Consider the following 21,918-nt stretch of genomic DNA (forward strand, 5'->3'; position numbering starts at 1 on the left):
TATCCGATGAGCGTGCCCAGCAACGTCCGGCGCTTCGAAGCGCTGCTCTATGCATCGTTGATGCTGGACGCCTTGTCCGTTGCGGTGCAGGACCGCACGCCGAATGCGGAGACGACCGAGCAGATGATCATGACGGCGACCTTGCTCGCCGGCGGCATGATCCTGCTCCTAGTCTACTTCGTTTGGTTGGCCGCGCATTGGCGCAAGAGCTGGCCGCGTTGGGTGCTGGCGGCAGCGCTCGTACTGTCAGTGATCTCGCTCGGCCAGATCGTTGGCGTGAAGGGCCTGGAGCTCGACAGCGCCATCGAGATCGTGTCCTGCGCCCTGACGACGGTCGGCCTGTATTTCTCCTTCACCGGCGACGCGCAGGGCTGGTTCAACGCCTAGCGGCTTGCGCGAGTGCTTAGGGGCGCAAAAGGCTCGCTTCTGCGCGCCGTGCCCACCATGTTTGTTGCGGGGCAAATTGGTGAGCGCGCTTCGCTTTTGCCCATGCGACGGCCGACCGAAATGCGATAGACTTCCTCCCATGGAATGGACCGACGAAGGCATCGTGCTGGGCGTGCGGCGGCATGGCGAATCCAGCGCCATCGTCGAGCTGCTGACGCGCGCGCACGGCCGGCATCTCGGCCTCGTGCGCGGCGGCGCCGGCTCGCGGATGCGGCCGCTGCTCCAGCCCGGCAACAGCGTCAGTGTGGTGTGGCGGGCGCGGCTCGATGAGCATCTCGGCACCTATGCGATCGAGGGCCTGAAGCTGCGAGCCGCGACGCTGCTCGGATCGTCCCATGGCGTCTACGGCATCACTCATCTGGCCTCGATTGCGCGCCTTTTGCCGGAGCGTGATCCACACGAGGAGATCTTCGCGCTGCTCGAACATTCGCTCGACGATTTCGACGATGTCGGCGGCGCCGCCGTCCACGTCGTCCATTTCGAGTTGGCAATGCTGGCCGAGCTCGGCTTCGGGCTGGCGCTGGACAACTGTGCGGTGACCGGCGAGACCACGGAGCTGATCTACGTCTCGCCGAAATCCGGCGGCGCGGTGTCGCGCGGCGCTGGCGAGCCGTGGCGTGACCGCCTGTTGCGCCTGCCGCCGTTTCTGCGCCGGGGCGAAACCGCAAGCGACCTGACCGAGCAGGACCTCCAGGACGGCTTTCGGCTCACCGGCTTATTCCTGTTGCGCCACGTACTGGAGCCGCGCGGGCAGGGCCACTCGGATGCGCGCGCGGGCTTCATCAACGCCCTGATACGGCAGCAGGCGAGGGCGGCGATCCCCGCGCCATGAGCGAAGCGGGACTCACGGCATTCCTTTGTCATGGAGGTCCGTGGAACCAAATCCGGGCTGCTGGAATTGGCGCTTAGGTTCCACAAACGGGGACAGCCTAAATGTTGATCAGGGGATTGGCCTTCTCTGCGGCGCTGCTCGCATTTGTGCCTGATGCAATGGCTGGCGAGCCGCAACCCGGCGTGTTTCGCCGAGCCTCCTGCACCGTCGTCCGGTACTATGTGGCCAAATATTCTGCTGCGGCCGCAGAGACATGGGCGCGGTCGAAGGGAGCGACGGAGGCCGAAATCGAGGCCGCCCGGCGTTGTCTGACCAATGTGCCGGCGCCGGCTCAGGACAAGACCCAGACCTTCACAGCCGGCTGGGCAGGCCAGTAGGCCGCCCACAGGGAACCAATCCATCCTTGCCCGATTCGCTTCCACGGTTTAACCGGGCGGCATGGGAAAACGATTGATTCCGCCGCAAGAGCCGGCCGAAATTCACGAGGTGCCGCTGCGTGAAGCGCTGGAAGAGCGCTATCTCGCCTATGCGCTCTCCACCATCATGCACCGCGCGCTGCCCGACGCGCGCGACGGCCTGAAGCCGGTCCACCGGCGCATCCTCTACGGCATGCGCCTGCTCAGGCTGGACCCCGGCACGGCCTTCAAAAAATCCGCCAAAATCGTCGGCGACGTGATGGGCTCGTTCCATCCGCACGGCGACCAGGCGATCTACGACGCCATGGTCCGCCTCGCGCAGGATTTCTCCTCGCGTTATCCGCTGGTCGACGGCCAGGGCAATTTCGGCAATATCGACGGCGATAACCCCGCTGCCTACCGCTACACCGAAGCGCGCATGACCGACGTCGCGCGGCTTCTGCTCGATGGCATCGACGAGGACGGCGTCGAATTCCGTCCGAATTACGATGGCCAATCGAAAGAGCCCGTCGTGCTGCCCGGCGGCTTCCCGAATTTGCTCGCCAACGGTGCGCAAGGCATCGCGGTGGGCATGGCGACATCGATTCCGCCGCACAACGCCGCCGAGCTCTGCGATGCCGCGCTGCATCTGATCGAGAAGCCCGACGCGAAGTCCAAGGCGCTGCTGAAATGGGTCAAGGGGCCGGATTTCCCGACCGGCGGCATCTGCATCGATTCCAAGGAGGCAATAGCTGAAGCCTACACCACCGGCCGTGGCTCGTTCCGGGTTCGCGCCAGGTGGGAGCAGGAGGAGGGCGCGCGAGGCGCCTGGGTCGTCGTCGTCACCGAGATCCCCTTTTTGGTGCAGAAGTCGCGCCTGATCGAGAAGGTCGCCGAGCTGCTCGACCAGAAGAAGCTGCCGCTGGTCGGCGACATCAGGGACGAGTCGGCCGAAGACGTTCGTCTGGTGATCGAGCCGAAGTCGAAGAACGTCGATCCCGCGGTGATGATGGAATCGCTATTCCGGCTGACGGAGCTCGAAAACAAGATTCCGCTGAACCTCAACGTGCTGATCAAGGGGCGCGTTCCCAAAGTGGTGGGACTCGCGGAGTGTCTGCGTGAATGGCTCGACCATCTGCGTGACGTGCTGATCCGTCGCACCAACCATCGCAAGGCCGAGATCGAGCGCCGGCTGGAGATTCTTGGCGGCTTGCTGATTGCGTACCTGAACATCGATGAGGTGATCAGGATCATCCGCACCGAGGACGAGCCGAAGCCGGCGCTGATGAAGGCGTTCAAGCTCACCGAGCTGCAAGCGGAAGCCATCCTCAACATGCGGCTGCGGAGCCTGCGCAAGCTCGAGGAAATCGAGATCCGCACCGAGGACAAGGATCTGCGCAAAGAGCTGAAGGGCATCGAGGGACTGCTGGCGTCCGAACCCGAGCAGTGGAAGAAGGTCGCCGAGCAGGTGGGCAAGGTCCGCGACATGTTCGGACCGAAGACCCCGCTCGGCAAGCGCCGCACCACCTTTGCGGATGCGCCCGAGCACGATCTCGCCGCCATGGAGGAGGCTCTGGTCGAGCGCGAGCCGGTGACCGTGGTCGTTTCCGACAAGGGCTGGATCCGCACCATGAAAGGCCATGTCGAGGATCTCTCGGGCCTTGCCTTCAAGCAGGACGACAAGCTCGGCTTTGCCTTCTTCGCGGAGACCACCTCGAAACTGCTGCTGTTCGCCACCAACGGCAAGTTCTACTCGCTCGATGTCGCGAAACTCCCCGGCGGGCGTGGACACGGCGAGCCGATCCGCCAGTTCATCGATCTCGAGCCGGAGGCCGCGCCGGTCACGCTGTTCGTCAACAAGGGCGGGCGCAAATTCCTGGTCGCCAGCCACGAGGGCCAGGGTTTTGTCGTCAACGAGGACGATTGCGTCGGCACCACCAAGAAGGGCAAGCAGGTCCTCAACGTGGACATGCCGAACGAGGCGCGCACCGTCACCGAGGTGCTCGGCGACACCGTCGCGGTCATCGGCGAGAACCGCAAGATGCTGGTCTTCCCGCTCGACCAGGTGCCCGAAATGGCCCGCGGCCGCGGCGTGCGCCTGCAGAAGTACAAGGACGGCGGCCTGTCCGACGTCGTCGTGTTCGAGGCCAAGGCAGGCCTGACCTGGAAGGACTCTGCGGGGCGCGAGTTCTCCGCGACCATGAAGGAGCTCGCGGAGTGGAAAGGCACCCGCGCCGACGCTGGCCGCCTGCCGCCGAAGGGCTTTCCGAAGTCGAACAAGTTCGGGCGGGTGATCGGGTAGGGGGTTTCGTGTCCCGGACGCGCTGCAACGCTCTTCGCCTTGCTGCGCAGTGCCGGGACCCACGCGGCAGGGATTGCTCGGAGACATGGGCCTCGGCTCTGCAGCGCACCTCTGAAGTAGCGCTGCGCTGCGTCCGGGGCACAGGACTTTCTGTCGTGCACATCTCTCTCCACACCTTCATTGCGAGCGAAGCAATCCAATCATTCCGGTGTGGCAGTCCTGGATTGCTTCGCTGCGCTCGCAATGACGGAATGCGACAGCATTGCCTCCAATTCGTATTCCGCCGCTCTGCGCGCTCTGATACCGTCTGACATGCGGGTTTTCTCGAAGGTTGAGACCTAACGCGATGTACGATGTCATTGTTGTCGGCGGCGGCTCCGCTGGCGCCGCGGTTGCGGCGCGGCTTTCTGAGGACCCCGCACGGCGCGTCCTGCTGCTCGAGGCGGGCCGTGACTGGCGCGCCGACGAGGCACCGTGGGAGGTGCGGACGCCGAATCCGATCCCGATCATCCACAAGCGCGAGTACCAGGAGAAATGGCAGTGGCCTGACCTCTTGTCGCGCCGGGTGGCGGGGCAGGAGCCGCGCTTCTACTGGCGCGGCAAAGGCCTTGGGGGCTCGTCGATGATGAACGGCCAGATCGCCATCCGCGGCGTTGCGGATGCGTTCGACGAATGGGCCGCCAATGGCTGCATCGGCTGGTCGGCCAAAGAGGTGATGCCGTTATTCTCCGTGATCGAGGACGATCTCGAATTTGGTGACATTGATGGGCATGGCCGCGGCGGTCCGCTGCCGGTCTACCGCGCGCCTCCGGAAAAGTGGGGGCCGATCGATCGCGGCTTGCGCGATGCCGCGCTGGCGAGTGGCTATCCCTGGTGCGCCGACCTCAACGGCCCCGACGGCGAGGGCGTCGCCTGCTATCCCATCAACAGCCGTAACTTGCGCCGCATCAGTACCAATGAGGGGTATCTGGAGCCGGCGCGCGGCCGCGCCAATCTCGAAATTCGCGGCCATGCGCTGGTCGATCGCGTGCTGATCAGCGACGGCCGCGCGACCGGCGTTCGCGTCCATATCGAGGGGCAGGGCACTCACGAGATCAGGGCGCGCCAGATCGTGCTGTGCGCGGGCGCGATCCACAGTCCTGCGATCCTGCTGCGCTCGGGCATTGGGCCGGCCGACGAATTGAAGGCGATGGGAATTGCGGTCGCGCGCGACCTCCCGGTGGGCAAGCACTACTTCGATCACCCGCTGTTTCGCGCCACCATCCAGCTCCACGAAAACCTGCGCCCGACCGACCCGGACACCCGTCACACCAATTGCTGCGTGACCTATTCCTCGGGTCTCGGCGACGGCGGCAAGCGCGACATGATCCTGATCGCTTTCAATCACCGCGGCATCGGTAACGCCGGGGCGATCGGCGCCGGCCTGTTCAATGCCTATTCGCGCGGGACGCTGAAGCTCGCTTCGGCCGATCCCGCGATCGATCCTGTTGTCGAGGAGAACATGCTGGCCGATCCCCGCGACATGCTGCGCATGATGGATGCGGTGAGGCGCCTCGCCGTGATCACGTCCCAGCCGGCGCTGTCAGGCATTGCCGACTGGATCCGGCTCGCCGATACCGACCTGACGCTGCCGCAAGCGGCCGCGCTGCCGGATCACCAGCTCGACGCGGTGCTGCGCCGTGAGACCGGCGACATCCAGCACGCCGCCGGCAGCTGCCGCATGAGCGGCGTTGGCGATGCCGATGGTGTGGTCAATCCTGACGGTGGGGTGAAGGGCATCTCGGGCCTGCGCGTGGCCGATGCCTCGATCATGCCGTCCGACTGCCGCGCCAACACGCATTTCACCACGGTGGTGATCGGAGAAGCGATCGCACGGATGATGATGCGGTAGTTCAATCGCCGGCCCCGCATGGCGGTCTGACGAAGAGTGCGCAGACGAAGACCTACCGCTCGACGGCCAGGCCAAACAACGGTCGGAGTCGTGTTCCCAGAATGTTGCCGAGGAAAGCTGCGACCAGCCAGCACCAGCCGTGCAGGCTGCCGGACGCGATCCCGCTGAAATAAGCGCCGATATTGCAGCCATAGGCGAGCCGGGCGCCGTACCCGAGCAGCAGGCCGCCGATGATGGCGGCGAGCAGCGAGGATGCGGAGATGCGCCACGTCGGATTGAATTTCCCGGCGAGACCCGCTGCCAACAACGCTCCCAGGATGATGCCGAAGTCCATGACGGAGGTGATGTCAGCGAAGATGCTTTGGTGCAGCGACGGAGCGCGAGGGCCCTGCCAGTAGGGCCATGAAGCGACGTCGACGCCTAGGCCCATCAGGATCTTCGATCCCCAGAGCGCGAAAGCCGAGGTGATGCCCCATGGCCGCCCTGCAAGATACAGCGTGGCGAAATTTCCGATCGCGAGCAGGATTGCGCCCCACAGCAGCGGCCACGGCCCCTGCATGAAGCGGCGCGCGCCGCGCAGCTTCGTCCGCTCCCGGCTCGAGTTCGCCGTGCCGGCCGATCTCGGCCCTGACCGTGATGAGATAGATCGCAGCCATCACAGCCCAGCAGAGCATGAGCGCCGGCGCCCATCCGAACCGTTCAATCAACGAGACCGCGCCGATGTTCGGCAACGCGCTCCACCACGGTAGATGCGATGCACCGAGCGTCGATCCGGCGATGAAGGCCGCCAGCGTCACCAGCATGCGGGTGTTGCCGCCGCCGGCGGTGTACAGCGTTCCCGAGGCGCAGCCGCCGCCGAGTTGCATTCCGAGCCCAAACATGAACGCCCCCGTCAGCATGCCCACGCCTACGGCGCCCACCTCGCCATGCACGGCAACGCCGAACAGTGTGCCTTGCGCCAGGGTCGGGAAGAAGAGAGCCGTCGCCAGCGCAAGCATGACCATTTGCGCGCGGAGGCCGGCTCCTCTTCGCGCGACGATGAAAACGCGCCAGGCCGAGGTGAACCCGAACAGCGCATGATACAGCGTCAGGCCAAGCGCGCCTCCGAGAAGAAACAACAATCCTTGCTGCCAGGAGATCGTGCCCGACAAGGCGACTGCGCCCGCCAGAAGAGACATCGCCGCAACAGTGACGACCGTGAGATTGGCCCGGTGCCGGTCATTATCAGGAGCAAGCAGCCGTGCATCGATGGACAGATCAGTCATGCTCTCGTCCGAGGAAAGCGTATTCTTGTGACAACGGGAGCTAACCGGAGTGGATTGTCCCCGTTCCAATCTTCTCATTCTGGAACCGAGCCGGCCGTGTATCGGCGTGCGGGCGACTCAGGTTCAGAGCAAGTTCCGCACCTTTGCCGCGGGGTGTTTGGCCGACGGGCAATGGTCGGCGGGAGCGTTGGTGACGTGCATTGGCAGCTTCTGAGCACAAAGCAGAGGTCGCCTGCCTTTTCGAATTCGACGTGCCACCTGGTCTGTTGCGGAATTTTGTATCTATTTCGAGCGAACCAGCGCCTAGTGGATCCATCACCGGCCCATCATGGCGCCTATCGGTGACTGAGAGCCCACGTGCTCCCGCCAGGTCCCGCGGAGCCATTCATGCTCAAGTTGCCCCCTTCTCTGACAGAACGCCTCACTCGATTAGCGAGTGCCGCTCGCAGCCGTGCAGAGACAGCGCCTCCCGGTCCAAAGCGGGAAGCTTTGTTGAAGGCCGCGCGACTGAGCGAGAACGCCTTGCATATCCAGCAGTGGCTAAATCCCCGTCGGCCGTCCGGTCCAACGTAAAGCCTACCATTCGATGACCTCCCATCGGCGTGCTCGGCGGACGCGGTTGGTTGAAACAACTGGAAAGCTAAGCCTGATGTGTCCCGCGGACGCGACTATGCCGGTATGGCACGAAAAGCACCTGCGAGCCGCAACGCGCGCCGCCGGCGTCGCATTGTGGTCCTGGAACGTGGATACCGACGCGATCACGATGGACGAGGCTGCATACGAGCTTTGGCAAGTTCCCAAGGATGAACGGACAATTACCTTCGAGATACTTTCCAAGAACATTCACCCTGCCGATCTCGAAAGGGTCAGGTCAGCTTTTTCGGCAACGCGAGCCGTAGTCGGTGCCTATGAGATAGATTTTCGCATTTTATCAGCAGGCGATGTCCGCTGGATTTCCGCTCGCGGCCAGGGGGACGATGCTGATATCGCCGAGCGAGTTATGTTCGGCATCTTCCTCGATGTTACCCAGCGCAAGCAAGCGGAGGAAGCAAATGAGCTGCTGGCGGGCGAGATGAGCCATCGGGTGAAAAACCTTCTGACCATCGCGACGGCTCTTACTCGAATCACATCCCGCTCGGCCGAGACAAAAGAAGACATGGCCCAGGAATTGACCAGTCGATTGATCGCTTTGGACCGTGCTCAGGACCTCATTCGTCGAGTACCCGGCCAGAAGACCGAGGCCACGCTTCTCGGCGACCTCATCTCGGTCCTGCTCGCACCTTACGACGAGAAGGGAGCCAGTGTCCGTATTCGTATCTCGGTCCCGAAGATAAATGTGGGGGAGAGTTCGAGCACAGCACTGGCCCTCGTGATTCACGAGCTGGCCACGAATTCCGCGAAATACGGCGCATTGTCCGTTTCAAGCGGCACCTTGGACGTTTCGTGCAATGCTCATGAAGACGAGGTTGTGGTTATGTGGACCGAACGCGGCGGGCCCCCGGTCGTCGCACCCACAAAGCTGGAGGGCTTCGGAAGCAAGATGGTGCACCGAAGCATGGCTTCACAGCTCGGCGGCACTATAGCTTTCGACTGGTCGGACGAGGGGGTGGTTGTCGCCTTGCGGATGAGTAAGCGCAGCCTCGCGGATTGAAGCGCCGCAATCCCGCGGCCGCTTGTGATGGCGAATTTATTCAAGCGAGAGCGCTTCTGACGCGAAGGGCAGGAAAGGGGGATTCAACGAATGATTGAAAATATGGAACTATTTCTCGCAATGGTTGTTGACTTGGAGATCCTCGAACACCGGGGATCGAAGACCAAAAAGTCAGCAGCCTTAAATGATCAAATCCTCACTGTCCCTCGCGATTTTCATGCTCCTCGGAGCTTCGGTGCTCGCTTTGCCGGGGTTTGCCCCTAAGGTGCAAGCGGATGAGGTCGCGGCGCTGGCGAAAAGCGACCGGCTTCAGGCGCCCGCCGTAACTTCGAACTGCTCCACCCAGGTCTGGCCGGACTTTGCCGTTTCCTGTTTGCGACATGCCGGCTCTGGGGCGAAGCTTCAGGAAGCTCGCCTGGTAACTGCCCGCCGATAGTCTCTTTTCCCCCTTGTCGCCAAGCGATCAGTTTTGCTGCTTCGAGCCCGGCAGGACACCAGTCGTCGTGTCGAGGCATTCGTGTGCTCCGGACTAGCCCTGCTATCGCTTTCCAAGGCGGAGCAATTGCCAAGCCATTTGCGCCGATGGTTGGCGGGGGATCCAGGGAATAGCGCTCTCGGTTGGTCGGACCTGCACCGGCCGCCCCGAAATAGAGAGATATTGCCATGTCTACAAATTCAATTCCGGTGCCGAACGTTCTGATTGTGGAAGACGAAATGATCCTGCGCATGCGCGCAGTCGATATCGTGGAGGACGCCGGATTCTGTCCCGTCGAAGCCGTCAACGCCGACGAGGCAATGTCGGTCCTCGAATCCCGATCGGATATTTCGTTGCTTCTCACCGACATTCAGATGCCTGGCAGCATCGATGGCCTGAAGCTCGCCCATGCAGTGCACGAACGCTGGCCGTCGATCAAGATCATCTTGATTTCCGGTCAAGTGAAGCCGTCTGAGGAAGAGAGGCCAGCCAACAGCCGCTTCTTCGGCAAGCCGCTTGGTGTCGAGCAAATGATCACTGAGTTGCAGGCGATGATCGGTGCAGGTGCGCTGCAGATAGTTCCGACGGCAACCGATTGGACGGGCGGCGAGGCGTCTCACCACCCGGCGCACATGGCCGACCCTTCGTCCCGATCAAGAGACGAGACCGTTCTGTCGGCCGAAAACGACAGTCTCCGATTACTGCTCGAACAAGCCGAGATAGACGCCCAGGCGCTCATCATCCAGGCCGGGATCGACGCCGAGCAGCGAACCGCCGCCGACAAGCTGCAGAAACTGATCCTGGGCGAGCTTCATCATCGCGTCAAAAACACGCTTGCCATGGTCAGCGCCATCGCGTCCCAAAGCTTCCGCGGAGCGCTGAGTATCGAGCACGGACAGAAGGCCATGGAGGGAAGGCTGCTCGCATTGGGACGAGCCCACGATCTGCTGATGCAGGTCAGTTGGGCGGATGCAAGCCTTACTCACACGCTGAGCAGCGCGACGGAACCTTATGATAGCCATGGAGACAGACGTTTTCATTTCAATGGACCCGATATCAGGATCACCTCCGTCGCTGTCATCGCGCTTGCGATGACGATGAACGAGCTGTGCACGAATACGACCAAGTTCGGAGCCCTGTCGGTCCCCACAGGCCGGGTAGAAGTGGCATGGGCTGTTGACGAGGCGAAGCAGAGACTTCGCCTTGTGTGGACGGAAAGGGGAGGTCCCGCCGTCGAGCCCCCGGTGCGGCGGAGCTTCGGCACCCGGATGATGGGGTCACTCGGACAGCAATTGGCTGGCCAGGTGAGCCTTGCTTACGAACCAAGCGGCTTCATTTATTCGCTGGATGTGCCGCTGAGTTCAGTTATTGCGGTCGCCTGAACTGTCGCTGCTAATCCCGGTGATTTGCTGACCGATATAGGTGCGCGTCCCGTCAACTTCGCTTTGCGGCAGTCAACGAGACGCGATCACCAGTTAAATCAACCCCGCCAGCCGCAGCGCCACGCCAGCCGCACAGCTCCCCGCCAGCACCGTCAGCATCCCCAACTTGAACCGGAAGATGGCGGTCGCCGCTGCGATCGACAGCAGCAGCGCAGGGATATCGACACTGGTCAGCACCGGCCTGTCGAAGTTCAGCGGAAACGCATGCACAGGCACCGTCTCGCGAAACAGCGTATGCAACGCGAACCAGATCGAGAGGTTGAGGATGACGCCGACGACGGCGGCAGTGATCGCGCCGAGCGCGCCGGCGAGGCCGGTATTGCCGCGCAGGCGCTCGATATAGGGGGCGCCGACGAAGATCCAGAGGAAGCAGGGTGTGAAGGTGACCCAGGTCGCGAGCAATCCGCCGAGGGTGGCCGCCAGCATCGGCGACAGGCCGCTCGGGTCGCGGTAGGCGGCCATGAAGCCCACGAACTGCAGCACCATGATCAGCGGACCCGGCGTGGTCTCGGCCATGCCGAGGCCGTCCAGCATCTCGTGCGGCTTCAGCCAGTGATAATGCTCGACTGCCTGCTGGGCGACATAGGCCAGCACGGCATAGGCACCGCCAAAGGTGACCAGCGACATCTTCGAGAAGAACAGCGCGATCTGGCTGAACACGTTGGCTTGACCCAAGGCAGCGAGCAGCGCGATGACCGGCACCAGCCATAGCGCCAGCCACAGCGCACCGATGCGGATTGTGCGTGATGTATTGGGCCGCACGTGTTCGGGCACGGCCTCCCCGAGCATGCTGTCGATGGCGGCGCTGCCGCCATGGCCGTGGCCACCCGGCGCGAATTCGGGCCGGCCGCTTCGCGCGCCGGCATAGCCGATGATGCCGGCGGCGATGATGATGATCGGGAAGGGGACGGCGAAGAAGAAGATCGCGACGAAGGCTCCGGCTGCGAGGGCGATCATGATGCGGTTCTTCAACGCGCGCTTGCCGACGCGCACCACCGCCTCGACGACGATGGCGAGCACGGCGGCCTTGAGGCCGAAGAACAGCGCCTCGACGAAGCTGACATTGCCGAAAGCCGCGTAGATGTAGCTGAGGCCCATGATGGCGATGATGCCGGGCAGGATGAACAGTCCGCCCGCCATCAATCCGCCGGCAGTGCGGTGCATCAGCCAGCCGACATAGGTCGCGAGCTGCTGCGCCTCCGGCCCCGGGAGCAGCATGCAATAGTTCAGCGCATGCAGGAAACGGCCCTCGGAGATCCACTTCTTCTCCTCGACCAGGATGCGGTGCATCACCGCGATCTGGCCCGCGGGCCCGCCGAAACTGAGGCAGGCGACGCGAAGCCAGACGCGGAACGCTTCGTTGAAGCTGATGCCGTGACCGGCATCAGCTCCTGCTTGAACGTTACGGGTGTCCATTACGCCTTCACCTTGTTGGTCGGCCAGTTGTGGGTCTCGGCCGTGGCGTCGCGGCACCAGCGGTAGAAGGCATCGTAGAGCGTCATGCCGGCCTCGAGCTGTTCGAGGTCGTCGTCATACATTCGCGACAGCCCGAGCGAGGCCGCGAGCAGGCCGGGTGCCTCCGGCGCCAGATCCGGCCGCGCGGTGTCGGCGCCGCGCACCAGTGTTGCGAGCCTGAGCAGCGCCGGTGTCGCGATGCCGAATTCCTCGATCATCACGTCGAAGGTGCAGAGCTCGCCGCGGTGGCTCCAGAACACGTTCTCGATGTCGAAGGGAGCCGCATTGAATCGCTCGCCGACGGCGACCACTTCGGAAGGCGCCACATAGAGGAACACCGCGTTGGGGTCGACGAAGCGGCGGATCAGCCAGGGGCAGGCGATGCGGTCGACCTTGGGCCGGGCCCGCGTCACCCAGACCGTGCGCCCCTGGGGATCGCGCGGCGGCAGCTTGCGCGCGTCGACCAGCGGCAGCTTCGCCGCCATCCAACCCTCGAAGCCGCCCTCCAGCGTCTCGGCTTGCACGCCGAGCTGGCGCAGCCAGGCCGCGGTGCCTTGCGCGAGCTTCTCGCCGCGAAAGCATGAAACGATGGCTGAACGGCCGGCAAATTCGCCGCCCCATTCCGCGACGGTCTCGTGGCTGAGCTTGATCGAGCCGGGAATCAGCCGCCTGTCGGCGGCAAAATCGTCCTCGGTGCGGACGTCGATCAGGACAGGAGTCTTGGCCGTGCCGATCAGGCGCGCCAATTTATCGGATGATATGGTCGTGAACGTAGACATGATGCGTCCTCGCATAAATCAGACGGGACGCGATACTTGGGCATGTCGCCTCGTGGGGAGATCGCTCAAATCCCCATGGTGCAGATTACATCGAAACTAAGAAGCACTGTCAATCCGCGGGACGATTGCGCCTTAGAAAAGTGCTACCCACCGGGCTATACTGGCCTCCAACAGACCTGAATCCTCTGGAGTATTCGATGCATTCGCATTCCATCGAACAATGGACCCACGACCACGCCTTTCTGGGCGAGAAGCACGACGAGAACGAGCGGCGTACCTGGCTGGTGGTCGTGCTGACGCTGGTCATGATGGTCGGCGAGATCGTGGCCGGTTCGCTGTTCGGCTCGATGGCGCTCTTGGCCGACGGCTGGCACATGGGCACGCATGCGGCGGCGCTCGGCATTGCCGCCTTCGCGTACCGCTTCGCCCGCCGGCATCTGGGGAATGCGCATTTCACGTTCGGCACCGGCAAGTTCGGCGATCTCGCCGCCTTCGCCAGTGCGATCATCCTCGGGCTGATCGCCGTCGAGATCGCCTATGAGAGCGTGCTGCGGCTGATCAATCCGGTTCCGATCGTCTACGGCGATGCCATGGCGGTGGCCGCACTCGGTCTGTGCGTCAACCTCGCCAGCGCGTGGCTGCTGCGCGACAACCACGGTCATCACCATCACGGTCAGGCGCACGGCCACAGCCATCCGCATGATGACCACGACGATCATGACCACGATCACCACGACCATCGCCATCACGACAACAATCTTCGCGCGGCCTATGTCCATGTCATGACGGATGCCGCGACCTCGGTGCTGGCAATCGCAGCGCTCGCCGTCGCCATGTATTCGGGGTGGGTCTGGGCCGACCCCGCCGTCGGCCTGATCGGCAGCGCGGTGATCGCGAGCTGGGCGTTCGGCCTGGTCAAGTCGTCAGGTGCGGTGCTGCTCGACGTGCGCGCCGACGAAAAGCTGGAGCGGGTGATCCGCTCGCGCATGGAGGTCGGTGACGATCGCGTCACTGACCTGCATCTCTGGCAAGTCGGCCCCGGCCATTGTGCCGTGCTGCTCTCGGTGGTGTCGGACCAGCCGAGGCAGCCGGCCGTCTACAAGCAGCGGCTCGCCGGACTGAAGGGCCTCAGCCATGTGACGGTCGAGGTGGAGACCTGTCCGCATTGACGGGAGCTGTGCCCGCGGAATTCTGTGGCGCCGCCGGGGTTGATCCTCGGTCGCAGCTCCGTAAATCGCTTGCCAAGGAGGGACCAAGGATGACGTCCACGATCAAGCTTGCTTTCGCCGCCGCCGCGCTCGCCTTCTCCAGTCATGGAGCGATGGCGCAGGCGGAGAAGTCCGGCGTCGAAAGGCTCTACGTCCTCAATTGCGGCGAGGGCACTGCCGGCGACATCTCGCGCTGGACGCCCGGCCTGAACGAGGGCAAGACGATGGACTTCGTCGACAGCTGCTATCTCATCAAGCACGCCAAGGGCTGGTTCCTGTGGGATACCGGCATCGCCGATGCCGTTGCTTCCATGCCGAACGGTCTCGCGCCCGCCGATCCCAAAGCCGTCACCTGGCGCAGGCCGAAGACGCTGGCCGGTCAACTCGAGCAGCTCGGCCTCAAGCCGGACGACGTCAAGGCGATGGCCGTCTCGCACACGCATCCCGATCACACCGGCAATGTCGAGCTGTTCCCGCAGGCCACGCTCTACGTGCAGAAGGCCGAATATGACTGGCCCGGGGCAAACAACGCGCCGCGCTTCAAGCCGTCACATCCGGTCGAGCTGCTCACGGGCGACAAGGACGTCTTCGGCGATGGCAGCGTGACCATCCTGTCAACGCCCGGCCACACGCCCGGGCATCAGTCGTTGCTGGTGAAACTGCCGAAGACCGGCGCGGTGGTGCTGTCCGGCGATGCCGTGCACTTCAAAGACAATTGGGACAACCGCCGCGTCCCCGGCATGAATGTTGACAAGGACCAGAGCGTGGCCTCGATGCAGAAGATCGCCGACACGCTCGCCAAGGAAAAAGGGCAGCTCTGGATCAACCACGACAAGGCCCAGCGCGACAGCCAGAAGATGGCGCCGGAGTTTTACGACTGACGCTCGGATCAGCTTTTCGGCGCGGTCGCCGCGGGCGGGCTCGGCTCCGGCGTCTTCTTCGGCTTCAGTGTCCCGGCATAGAACGAGATCAGCCAGATCGAGAGGAGGGCGAGGAGGTAGACGCCCCAGGCCTGCGGCGGCGTGGTTGCCCAGCGCAGGAGGCCTTTAAACGTGCGGGGCGGGTCGGCGTCGTGGCTCATCGCCCGCTTGTGCGCGAAAGCTCCGGCTCCGTCAATCAGGCCGCGGCTTGGTGCGGATCAGGAACAGCGCGGCCAGCGCCGACAGGCTGAGCGCGGAGGAGACGATCAGCACCTTGGCGCCCATGAGGTCGATCAGCAGGCCGAAGGCCAGAGGCGCCACCGCCTGCGCCATCCGCGCCGGGGCGCCGATGATGCCGAGACGGTAGCCGAAATCCTTGGGGCCGAAGATCGACAAGGGTAGCGTGCCGCGCGCGATCGTCAGGATGCCGTTGCCCGAGCCGTGGAATAGCGCGAACGCGCTCGCCGCGGCGCCACCGAAGATCGCCACGATCACCGCGCCGATCGGATGGGTGAGGCAGGCGAGCCGCGTCGACCACAGCGGATGGAAGCGGCTGAGGAAGCCGGCCTCCAACATGCGTGCGCCGACTTGCGCCGGGCCGATCAGTGCGCCGGCTGCGATCGCCTCGGCCGGCGTGGCTCCCGTCGCCTCCAGGATGCGCGGGAAATGCGCGGCCATGGCGCCGGTGACGGTCCAGGCCGCCGCGAAGATGAAGGCGAGCAGGAGCATGGTGCGATCGAGCGGCAAATGCGGCTTCTCGGCCGTGGCCGCCGCCTGCCTGGCGCCCTTGATCACCGGCAGCATGAAGAAGTTGAGCGGCAGGCCGATCAGGAGGTTGGCGGCGGCCCAGGCAAAGCAGGTCTCGCGCCAGCCGATATGGGCGAGGCCCCAGGCGGTGAGCGGCCAGCCGACCGTGGAGGCGAAGCCCGCCATCAGCGTGATGCCGGTGATGGGCCTGCGTGCCTCGGTGCCGTAGATGCGCCCCAGAGCGGCGAAGGCGGCGTCGTAGAGCCCCATGGCCATGCCGATGCCGAGCACGAGCCAGGCCAACACCATCACCGGGACGGAGTGTGCGAAGCCAAGCAGCGCGAGGCCAGCGGCAATCGTCAGGTTGGACGCCGACAGCACCTGCCGGCCGCCGACGAGATCGATCTGACGCCCGATGCGCGGGCCGAGCATCGCCGAGATTACCAGCGAGGCCGAGAACGCGCCAAAGATCCAGTTGGAGGAGACGCCGAGGTCGCGCGCCATGGGATCGGCGATCAGCGCCGGTAAATAATAGCTCGAAGCCCAGGCCAGGGTCTGCGTGGTGCCAAGCGTCAGGATGATCGGAAGCTGGCGCTGGCTCATATTCCTGGATGCCTGGTCGGCGGTGTCATCGGTTCCATTTGCAGCCGGTAACGAGAGCGCGTCAACAGCGTCCGTGACATACTCGATCTGCTGCTGACGGGAGCCTTGATGGCACGCACTCGCGCGTGGCCTTCCGCTCGTCACGAATGCACGTCATAATGGCGTATGCAATTGACCTCGCGCCTGGCGCTGATGAACTGGCTGGCCAGCCAAGGGCTCACCGGCCTGCCTGAACCGGAACTGCTCCGTGGATTTTGTGAGCGCTGCTGCGTCGAGGGACTGGAGCTCTCGCGCGGACTCGTGGTCATCGATACCTTGCATCCGATCTACGAGGGCCGCGCGTTCCGCTGGAGCGATACACCGACCAACGAGAGCGACGTCGTCGAATACGGCTCGACCGCCGAGGGCGACGCGGCCAAGAATTGGCGCCGCTCGGTGTTCTTTCGCCTGCTCGAGCATGGCCACGACGAGATGCTGCTCGACCTTGCCGACGCGCCCTCACTCGATTTCTCGCAGATCGGCGACCTCGCCGAAAAGGGGCACCGGCATTTCCTCGCTTTCGTGCACCGCTTTGGTGAGACCGGAGCGCTTGGGCAGATGGACTGTCTCTACTCGTATTGGACGACGCGACGCCAAGACGGCTTTACGGAAGCGGAGCTGGCCGCACTGCGCGATCTCGTGCCGGTGCTGGGGCTCGCGATCAAATCGGCGCAGCAGGTCGACATCGTGCGCACGCTCGGCCGCGTCTATCTCGGCCGCGATGCCTCCGAGCAGGTGCTGCGCGGGCGCATCTCGCGCGGCGTCACCGAGCGGATCAACGCCGTGCTCTGGTATTCGGATTTGCGCGGCTCGACTGGGATCAGCGAGAGCATCGGCCCTGACGAGATCATCCCGTTCCTCAACGACTATGCGCAGGCCGCGATCGACGCGATCCATGGGGCGGGCGGGGATGTGCTGAAGCTGATCGGCGATGGCGTGCTCGCGATGTTCTGGGGCGAGGACATGGCCGATGCGCGGCGCGCTGCGCTCTGCGCCGAGCATCTGTTCCGCAAGAACGTCGCGGCGCTGAACAAGCGGCGGGAGGCCAACGGCCGTCCCACCACCTCGGCCTATATCGGCCTGCATGTGGGCGAGGTCTTCTACGGCAATATCGGCAGCGAGGACCGGCTCGACTTCACGGTGGTCGGCCCTACCGTCAACGAGGTCAGCCGCATCGCCTCGATGAGTCGTTCGGTCGATCGCGAGTTGCTCGCATCGTCCGAGTTCTACAAGGGCCTCGACGCCGCCGGCCGCCGCTATCTCGTCTCCACCGGCCGCTACGCCTTGCGCGGCATCGGCCGCGCGCAGGATCTCTACACGCTCGATCCCGAAGTTGACGCAAGCGAGCGGGTGACGGGGAGCTACGAGCGGTATCTGGCGAATTAGGCTGGCGGCTCCATCCCACGCGGCGGCGCTAACAGCGCGCAGCGGCTTCGTCCCCCACCATAACCGGCTGCCGATCCAGCCTCACCGCGGGCGAGAGCCAAATGACCAGCGCCTGCACGCCGAACACGGCCGCCGCGAGATAGAGGCACGCTTCCGCGCTCCAGAGGCCGCCGACGATGGCACCGAGTGCCGAGCCGACCGGACGGGCGCCGTAGCTCATGATGTTGATGGCGGAGACGCGCCCCAGAAGGCGCGGCGGCGTCACCGACTGGCGCAGCGTCGTGGTCGAGATCACCCACAGGATCGGGCCGACGCCGAGCAGGAAGAAGCTCAAGCCTGCGAGCCAAGGCGAGGGGACCAACACCGTCAGCGCCATCACCACTGCGGCGATGAAGCCAGTGACGGGGCCGAGGCCGACCACGGTGCCGAATGCGAACCGCTTCATCACCCGCGTGGCGAACAGCGCGCCGATCACCATGCCGACGCCGTACATCGTCAGCACGGTGCCGATGCCCGCGGCGGTCAGGCCGAGATGGCGCACGGCGTAGGGCACGAACACGGCGATCTGCAGGAACCAGCCGGTGTTGAAGATGAACTGAGTGATGAACACCGGCCGCAGCAGCGGATGGTGAAACACGAAGGCCGCGCCTTCGCGGATGTCCTGGAACGCATGCCGCCGCGGCGACGGCGCGCGGGCGGGCTCGTAGATGCCGGAGAGCAGCACGACCGCGATGGCCGAGAGTGCCGCCGCAAAGCCGAAGGCCAAGCTCGCGCCCCACCACCCCACCAGCGCGCCGCCGAGCGCAGGGCCGCTGGCGAAGGCGATGGTGCGTGCGAGCTCGATCCGGGCATTGGCCGCCGGCAGCAGCTCCGCGCTCACCAGCGAGGGCACCAGCGCCGGCGCGGCCACGCTGTAGACGACGGTGCCGCACACCGCAGCGAAGCCGAGCAGCGCCAGCAGTGGCAGATTGAGCGCGCCGAGCGCGAGCAGCAGCACGATAGTGGCGAGCGCCACCACGCGCAGCGCCTCGGCCCCCGCCATCAGCGAGCGGCGTGAGATGCGGTCGGCGAGCAGGCCGGCCGGAATCGCGAACAGCACGAAGGGCAGGGTCAGCGCGGTCTGGAGCAGGCCGGTCTGGCCTTCGGCGACGCCGAGCGTCAGCACCGCGACGATAGGGGCCGCCGCCAGCGCAATCTGTTCGGCCGACTGTGCCGCCAAGTTGGACCAGGCGAGGCGGCTGAATGTCTCGGGAAGGCGCGGGGGATTTGACATGGCTGATTTCCTGCAGAGTCGAATTGGCGCCAGTATCCGCCCCCGAGGACCGCCAAACCCACCCGCTTCCCGACAGGGCGACAAACAGCGGCCGCCACCGAACCAATGCGGCTAGATGCAGTTGCAAATGAGTTGCAATAAGCCTCGACTTCGGTATTCTCGCCTTATGGATGCTCGCTCTCCCGATCTGACCCGAGACGCTGCCGGCTGGCGCTCCGACGCGCCTGCTACCAAGAGCCTGGCCGAGGTGAATGCCACGGTGGCCATCCCCATCGCGGGGGTGTGGTGGCGCCGCCTGCTCGCTTTCGTCGGCCCAGGCTATCTGGTCTCGGTTGGCTATATGGACCCCGGCAATTGGGCGACCGACCTCGCCGGGGGCTCGAAGTTCGGCTACACGCTGCTTTCGGTCATCCTGCTCTCGAATTTGATGGCGATCCTGCTGCAGTCGCTCGCGGCACGGCTCGGCATCGTCACCGACCGCGACCTCGCGCAGGCCTGCCGCGCGACCTATTCGCCGGCGGTGAACTTCATGCTGTGGCTGGCCTGCGAGGCGGCGATCATCGCCTGCGATCTCGCCGAGGTCATCGGCACCGCGATCGCGCTCAAGCTCCTGTTCGGCATTCCCCTGATCGGCGGCTCGCTGATCGCCGCGCTCGACGCTTTTCTGCTTCTGATCCTGATGAACCGCGGTTTCCGTTTTCTCGAAGCCTTCGTCATGGCGCTGCTCGCGGTGATCGCGGTCTGCTTCGCGGTCCAGATCGTGGCCGCGGCGCCGCCGGTTGCAGAGGTTCTGCACGGCTTCCTGCCGAAGAGCGAGATCTTCACCAACCCTGAAATGCTCTACATCGCGATCGGCATCATCGGCGCCACCGTGATGCCGCATAATCTCTATCTGCACTCCTCGATCGTGCAGACGCGCGCCTATGAGCGCAACGACACCGGCCGGCGCGAGGCGATCAAATGGGCGACGACGGACTCGACCATTGCCCTGATGCTGGCGCTGTTCATCAATGCCGCGATCCTCGTGGTGGCTGCCGCGACCTTCCACAAGAGCGGCCATTCCGACGTCGCCGAGATCGGCCAGGCGTTCGAGCTGCTGTCGCCGCTGCTCGGCCTCGGCATCGCCTCGACGCTGTTCGCGGTGGCGCTGCTCGCCTCGGGCCTTAATTCGACGGTGACAGCGACGCTCGCCGGCCAGATCGTGATGGAAGGCTTTCTCGACCTGCGCCTGCCGAGCTGGGCGCGCCGGTTGCTGACGCGCGGCATCGCCATCATTCCGGTGATCATCGTTACCGCGATCTATGGCGAGCGCGGCACAGCGGATCTATTGGTGTTCAGCCAGGTCGTATTGTCGATGCAGCTTCCCTTCGCCGTCATCCCGCTGGTCCGCTTCGTCTCCGACCGCCGCAAGATGGGCAAGTTCGCCATACCAGTATGGGTGGCGGCGATCGCGTGGATCGTCGCGGGTATCATCGTGATTTTGAACTTGAAGCTGCTGGTAGATACGCTGTTGGGATCGTGATCGTTGCGCGCCACTGCGCATCAAGTGCTGAGGCTGCAATCACTCATTTGGCATCCGGCGAACCGACCCTGCGCAGACTAGACCCGACGTCGCGGCTGGTAAGGACTGAGGGGATTTACGTCGAGATCTACAACCTTCACGCATTGTTGGCGCTCGCGATGGCTTGAGCCGGCGTGCCATTCCCCGCTTTGAAGCTTGACCTTCGTCATCTCCGCCACCTTAAAGCACTTCCATTCCCCTCCGGGTGGCAGGCCTTTGCTGGAACTGCCTGCAACTGAAAGGCGAGCGTGCGTTCCTGGCCATCGGTATGGCCCAATATTGCGGGACAAATTTTGCGCGGATGGCCTTGATAGAAACAAAGCATCTGTTGGCGCTCGACCATGCTCCGCGCGATCAGATCATAGGTGCTCGACAAGGAAAACCTCCGGAGCTGGTCCCATTCGCGCGGTTCCAAACTGCCCGGCTTATGAGAGCGGCGCGCCGTTAGTCCTGCGGCTCGGACGCCACGTCCCCTTGCGCGTCGATGCGCAGCCAGCCTGAGGGCGCGAGGCGCTGCTGCGGCAGGAAGCGGGCCTTGTAGTCCATCTTCTTCGAGCCATCGATCCAGTAGCCGAGATAGACGTAAGGCAGGCCTTGCCGGCGGGCGCGGGCGATGTGGTCGAGAATCATGAAGGTGCCCATCGAGCGGCTGACCTCGCCCGGCTCGAAGAACGAATAGACCATTGACAGACCGTCGCTGAGCACGTCGGTCAGCGCCACCGCGATCAGCTCCTCGCCGCGGCCGGTGATGCCGCTGTCGGGGCCGCGCTTGCGGTACTCGATGATGCGGGTCTCGACATGGCTGTCCTCGACCATCATGGCATAGTCGAGCACGGTCATGTCGGCCATGCCACCGTGGCGGTGGCGGGCATCGAGATAGGCGCGGAACACCGAATATTGCTCGGAGGTGGGCACCGCGCTTCGCTGCTCCCCGATGATGTCGGCGTTGCGCGCCATCACCTTGCGGAAGTTGCGGGAAGGCCGGAACTCGTTGGCGACGACCCGAACCGAGACGCAGGCGCGGCACTGGTCGCAGGCCGGGCGGTAGGCGATCGACTGGCTGCGCCGGAAGCCACCATGGGTCAGGAGGTCGTTGAGGTCACCGGCGCGCTCTCCCACCAGGTGCGTGAACACCTTTCGCTCATGACGGCCCGGCAGGTACGGGCAGGGCGAGGGCGCCGTAAGGTAAAATTGGGGGGTGTCGCGCGAGTGCTGGGTCAAGGGACGTCGTGGGCCTCCGAAGTGAG

17 protein-coding genes and 1 pseudogene are annotated in these 21,918 nt (G+C 64.4%); 11 read left to right on the forward strand and 7 right to left on the reverse strand.

Going from position 1 to position 21,918, the window contains the following annotated elements; translation table 11 throughout:
• Positions 1 to 6 precede the first annotated feature (6 nt).
• The 5 genes from IVB28_RS13525 to IVB28_RS13545 all read left to right on the forward strand — a co-directional run bounded on the left by IVB28_RS13525 (position 7) and on the right by IVB28_RS13545 (position 5,867).
• The gene (locus tag IVB28_RS13525) at positions 7 to 387 is read left to right on the forward strand and encodes a hypothetical protein (RefSeq protein WP_247526752.1); all 381 of its coding nucleotides are present in this window, start codon (positions 7 to 9) and stop codon (positions 385 to 387) included.
• Between the two features lie 139 nt (positions 388 to 526).
• Positions 527 to 1,279 carry a DNA repair protein RecO gene (gene recO, locus IVB28_RS13530; protein ID WP_247526757.1) on the forward strand — a complete coding sequence of 251 codons (753 nt, stop codon included), beginning with the start codon at positions 527 to 529 and terminating at the stop codon, positions 1,277 to 1,279.
• Between the two features lie 101 nt (positions 1,280 to 1,380).
• On the forward strand, positions 1,381 to 1,656 hold the full coding sequence (locus tag IVB28_RS13535) for a hypothetical protein (protein WP_247526758.1): 276 nt from the start codon (positions 1,381 to 1,383) through the stop codon (positions 1,654 to 1,656).
• Between the two features lie 61 nt (positions 1,657 to 1,717).
• Positions 1,718 to 3,976 carry a DNA topoisomerase IV subunit A gene (gene parC / locus IVB28_RS13540; RefSeq protein ID WP_247526760.1) on the forward strand — a complete coding sequence of 753 codons (2,259 nt, stop codon included), beginning with the start codon at positions 1,718 to 1,720 and terminating at the stop codon, positions 3,974 to 3,976.
• Between the two features lie 346 nt (positions 3,977 to 4,322).
• Entirely contained in the window at positions 4,323 to 5,867 is a 1,545-nt protein-coding gene (locus tag IVB28_RS13545; protein WP_247526766.1) for a GMC family oxidoreductase N-terminal domain-containing protein, read from the forward strand.
• Between the two features lie 52 nt (positions 5,868 to 5,919).
• Here the strand turns inward: IVB28_RS13545 and IVB28_RS13550 are convergent.
• Positions 5,920 to 7,132: pseudogene (locus tag IVB28_RS13550) on the reverse strand (YeeE/YedE family protein).
• A 670-nt stretch (positions 7,133 to 7,802) separates the two neighbouring features.
• Here IVB28_RS13550 and IVB28_RS13555 point away from each other — a divergent pair.
• Together IVB28_RS13555 and IVB28_RS13560 are read left to right on the forward strand one after the other, a co-directional pair.
• On the forward strand, positions 7,803 to 8,783 hold the full coding sequence (locus IVB28_RS13555; protein WP_247526769.1) for a sensor histidine kinase: 981 nt from the start codon (positions 7,803 to 7,805) through the stop codon (positions 8,781 to 8,783).
• 663 nt (positions 8,784 to 9,446) lie between these two features.
• Positions 9,447 to 10,640 (forward strand): HWE histidine kinase domain-containing protein, encoded by a 1,194-nt coding sequence (locus IVB28_RS13560; protein WP_247526770.1) that lies wholly within the window; start codon positions 9,447 to 9,449, stop codon positions 10,638 to 10,640.
• Between the two features lie 93 nt (positions 10,641 to 10,733).
• Here the strand turns inward: IVB28_RS13560 and chrA are convergent, their stop codons facing one another.
• Entirely contained in the window at positions 10,734 to 12,116 is a 1,383-nt protein-coding gene (gene chrA, locus IVB28_RS13565; RefSeq protein ID WP_247526775.1) for a chromate efflux transporter, read from the reverse strand.
• Complete coding sequence (locus IVB28_RS13570; RefSeq protein WP_247526782.1) at positions 12,116 to 12,934, reverse strand: chromate resistance protein ChrB domain-containing protein; 819 nt, start codon at positions 12,932 to 12,934, stop codon at positions 12,116 to 12,118. Before IVB28_RS13570 ends, chrA begins: the two co-directional genes overlap by 1 nt.
• Before the next feature lie 197 nt (positions 12,935 to 13,131).
• Between IVB28_RS13570 and dmeF the strand changes: the two genes are divergently transcribed.
• Positions 13,132 to 14,103 carry a CDF family Co(II)/Ni(II) efflux transporter DmeF gene (gene dmeF, locus IVB28_RS13575; RefSeq protein ID WP_247526785.1) on the forward strand — a complete coding sequence of 324 codons (972 nt, stop codon included), beginning with the start codon at positions 13,132 to 13,134 and terminating at the stop codon, positions 14,101 to 14,103.
• A gap of 89 nt (positions 14,104 to 14,192) precedes the next feature.
• Positions 14,193 to 15,023: an N-acyl homoserine lactonase family protein gene (locus tag IVB28_RS13580; RefSeq protein ID WP_247526786.1), complete on the forward strand. Its 831-nt coding sequence runs from the start codon at positions 14,193 to 14,195 to the stop codon at positions 15,021 to 15,023.
• Positions 15,024 to 15,031: 8 nt separating this feature from the next.
• Here the strand turns inward: IVB28_RS13580 and IVB28_RS13585 are convergent, their stop codons facing one another.
• Positions 15,032 to 15,223: a hypothetical protein gene (locus tag IVB28_RS13585; protein ID WP_247526787.1), complete on the reverse strand. Its 192-nt coding sequence runs from the start codon at positions 15,221 to 15,223 to the stop codon at positions 15,032 to 15,034.
• Between the two features lie 31 nt (positions 15,224 to 15,254).
• Positions 15,255 to 16,412, reverse strand: coding sequence for an MFS transporter (locus IVB28_RS13590; RefSeq protein WP_247526789.1), 1,158 nt, complete (start codon positions 16,410 to 16,412; stop codon positions 15,255 to 15,257).
• 165 nt (positions 16,413 to 16,577) lie between these two features.
• Between IVB28_RS13590 and IVB28_RS13595 the strand changes: the two genes are divergently transcribed.
• A complete protein-coding gene (locus IVB28_RS13595) occupies positions 16,578 to 17,837 on the forward strand; it encodes an adenylate/guanylate cyclase domain-containing protein (RefSeq protein ID WP_247526792.1) in 1,260 nt (419 codons plus the stop codon).
• A 28-nt stretch (positions 17,838 to 17,865) separates the two neighbouring features.
• Here the strand turns inward: IVB28_RS13595 and IVB28_RS13600 are convergent, their stop codons facing one another.
• The gene (locus tag IVB28_RS13600) at positions 17,866 to 19,110 is read right to left on the reverse strand and encodes an MFS transporter (protein WP_247526793.1); all 1,245 of its coding nucleotides are present in this window, start codon (positions 19,108 to 19,110) and stop codon (positions 17,866 to 17,868) included.
• Positions 19,111 to 19,276: 166 nt separating this feature from the next.
• On the opposite strand from IVB28_RS13600, the gene IVB28_RS13605 reads away from it, so the two are divergent.
• Positions 19,277 to 20,632 carry an Nramp family divalent metal transporter gene (locus tag IVB28_RS13605; protein ID WP_247526796.1) on the forward strand — a complete coding sequence of 452 codons (1,356 nt, stop codon included), beginning with the start codon at positions 19,277 to 19,279 and terminating at the stop codon, positions 20,630 to 20,632.
• A gap of 483 nt (positions 20,633 to 21,115) precedes the next feature.
• Here the strand turns inward: IVB28_RS13605 and IVB28_RS13610 are convergent, their stop codons facing one another.
• Positions 21,116 to 21,892, reverse strand: a complete 777-nt coding sequence (locus IVB28_RS13610) for an arginyltransferase (protein ID WP_247526798.1) — start codon at positions 21,890 to 21,892, stop codon at positions 21,116 to 21,118.
• Positions 21,893 to 21,918 lie beyond the last annotated feature (26 nt).

The organism is Bradyrhizobium sp. 199 (assembly GCF_023073355.1).
In the GTDB taxonomy this organism is placed as follows: Bacteria; Pseudomonadota; Alphaproteobacteria; order Rhizobiales; family Xanthobacteraceae; genus Bradyrhizobium.

Excerpts from the sequence above, each read along its gene's own strand:
- IVB28_RS13525 (WP_247526752.1), top strand. The coding sequence starts at position 7 with ATGAGCGTGCCCAGCAACGTCCGGCGCTTCGAAGCGCTGCTCTATGCA.
- recO (WP_247526757.1), top strand. The coding sequence starts at position 527 with ATGGAATGGACCGACGAAGGCATCGTGCTGGGCGTGCGGCGGCATGGC.
- IVB28_RS13535 (WP_247526758.1), top strand. The coding sequence starts at position 1,381 with ATGTTGATCAGGGGATTGGCCTTCTCTGCGGCGCTGCTCGCATTTGTG.
- parC (WP_247526760.1), top strand. The coding sequence starts at position 1,718 with ATGGGAAAACGATTGATTCCGCCGCAAGAGCCGGCCGAAATTCACGAG.
- IVB28_RS13545 (WP_247526766.1), top strand. The coding sequence starts at position 4,323 with ATGTACGATGTCATTGTTGTCGGCGGCGGCTCCGCTGGCGCCGCGGTT.
- IVB28_RS13555 (WP_247526769.1), top strand. The coding sequence starts at position 7,803 with ATGCCGGTATGGCACGAAAAGCACCTGCGAGCCGCAACGCGCGCCGCC.
- IVB28_RS13560 (WP_247526770.1), top strand. The coding sequence starts at position 9,447 with ATGTCTACAAATTCAATTCCGGTGCCGAACGTTCTGATTGTGGAAGAC.
- chrA (WP_247526775.1), bottom strand. The coding sequence starts at position 12,116 with ATGGACACCCGTAACGTTCAAGCAGGAGCTGATGCCGGTCACGGCATC.
- IVB28_RS13570 (WP_247526782.1), bottom strand. The coding sequence starts at position 12,934 with ATGTCTACGTTCACGACCATATCATCCGATAAATTGGCGCGCCTGATC.
- dmeF (WP_247526785.1), top strand. The coding sequence starts at position 13,132 with ATGCATTCGCATTCCATCGAACAATGGACCCACGACCACGCCTTTCTG.
- IVB28_RS13580 (WP_247526786.1), top strand. The coding sequence starts at position 14,193 with ATGACGTCCACGATCAAGCTTGCTTTCGCCGCCGCCGCGCTCGCCTTC.
- IVB28_RS13585 (WP_247526787.1), bottom strand. The coding sequence starts at position 15,223 with ATGAGCCACGACGCCGACCCGCCCCGCACGTTTAAAGGCCTCCTGCGC.
- IVB28_RS13590 (WP_247526789.1), bottom strand. The coding sequence starts at position 16,412 with ATGAGCCAGCGCCAGCTTCCGATCATCCTGACGCTTGGCACCACGCAG.
- IVB28_RS13595 (WP_247526792.1), top strand. The coding sequence starts at position 16,578 with ATGCAATTGACCTCGCGCCTGGCGCTGATGAACTGGCTGGCCAGCCAA.
- IVB28_RS13600 (WP_247526793.1), bottom strand. The coding sequence starts at position 19,110 with ATGTCAAATCCCCCGCGCCTTCCCGAGACATTCAGCCGCCTCGCCTGG.
- IVB28_RS13605 (WP_247526796.1), top strand. The coding sequence starts at position 19,277 with ATGGATGCTCGCTCTCCCGATCTGACCCGAGACGCTGCCGGCTGGCGC.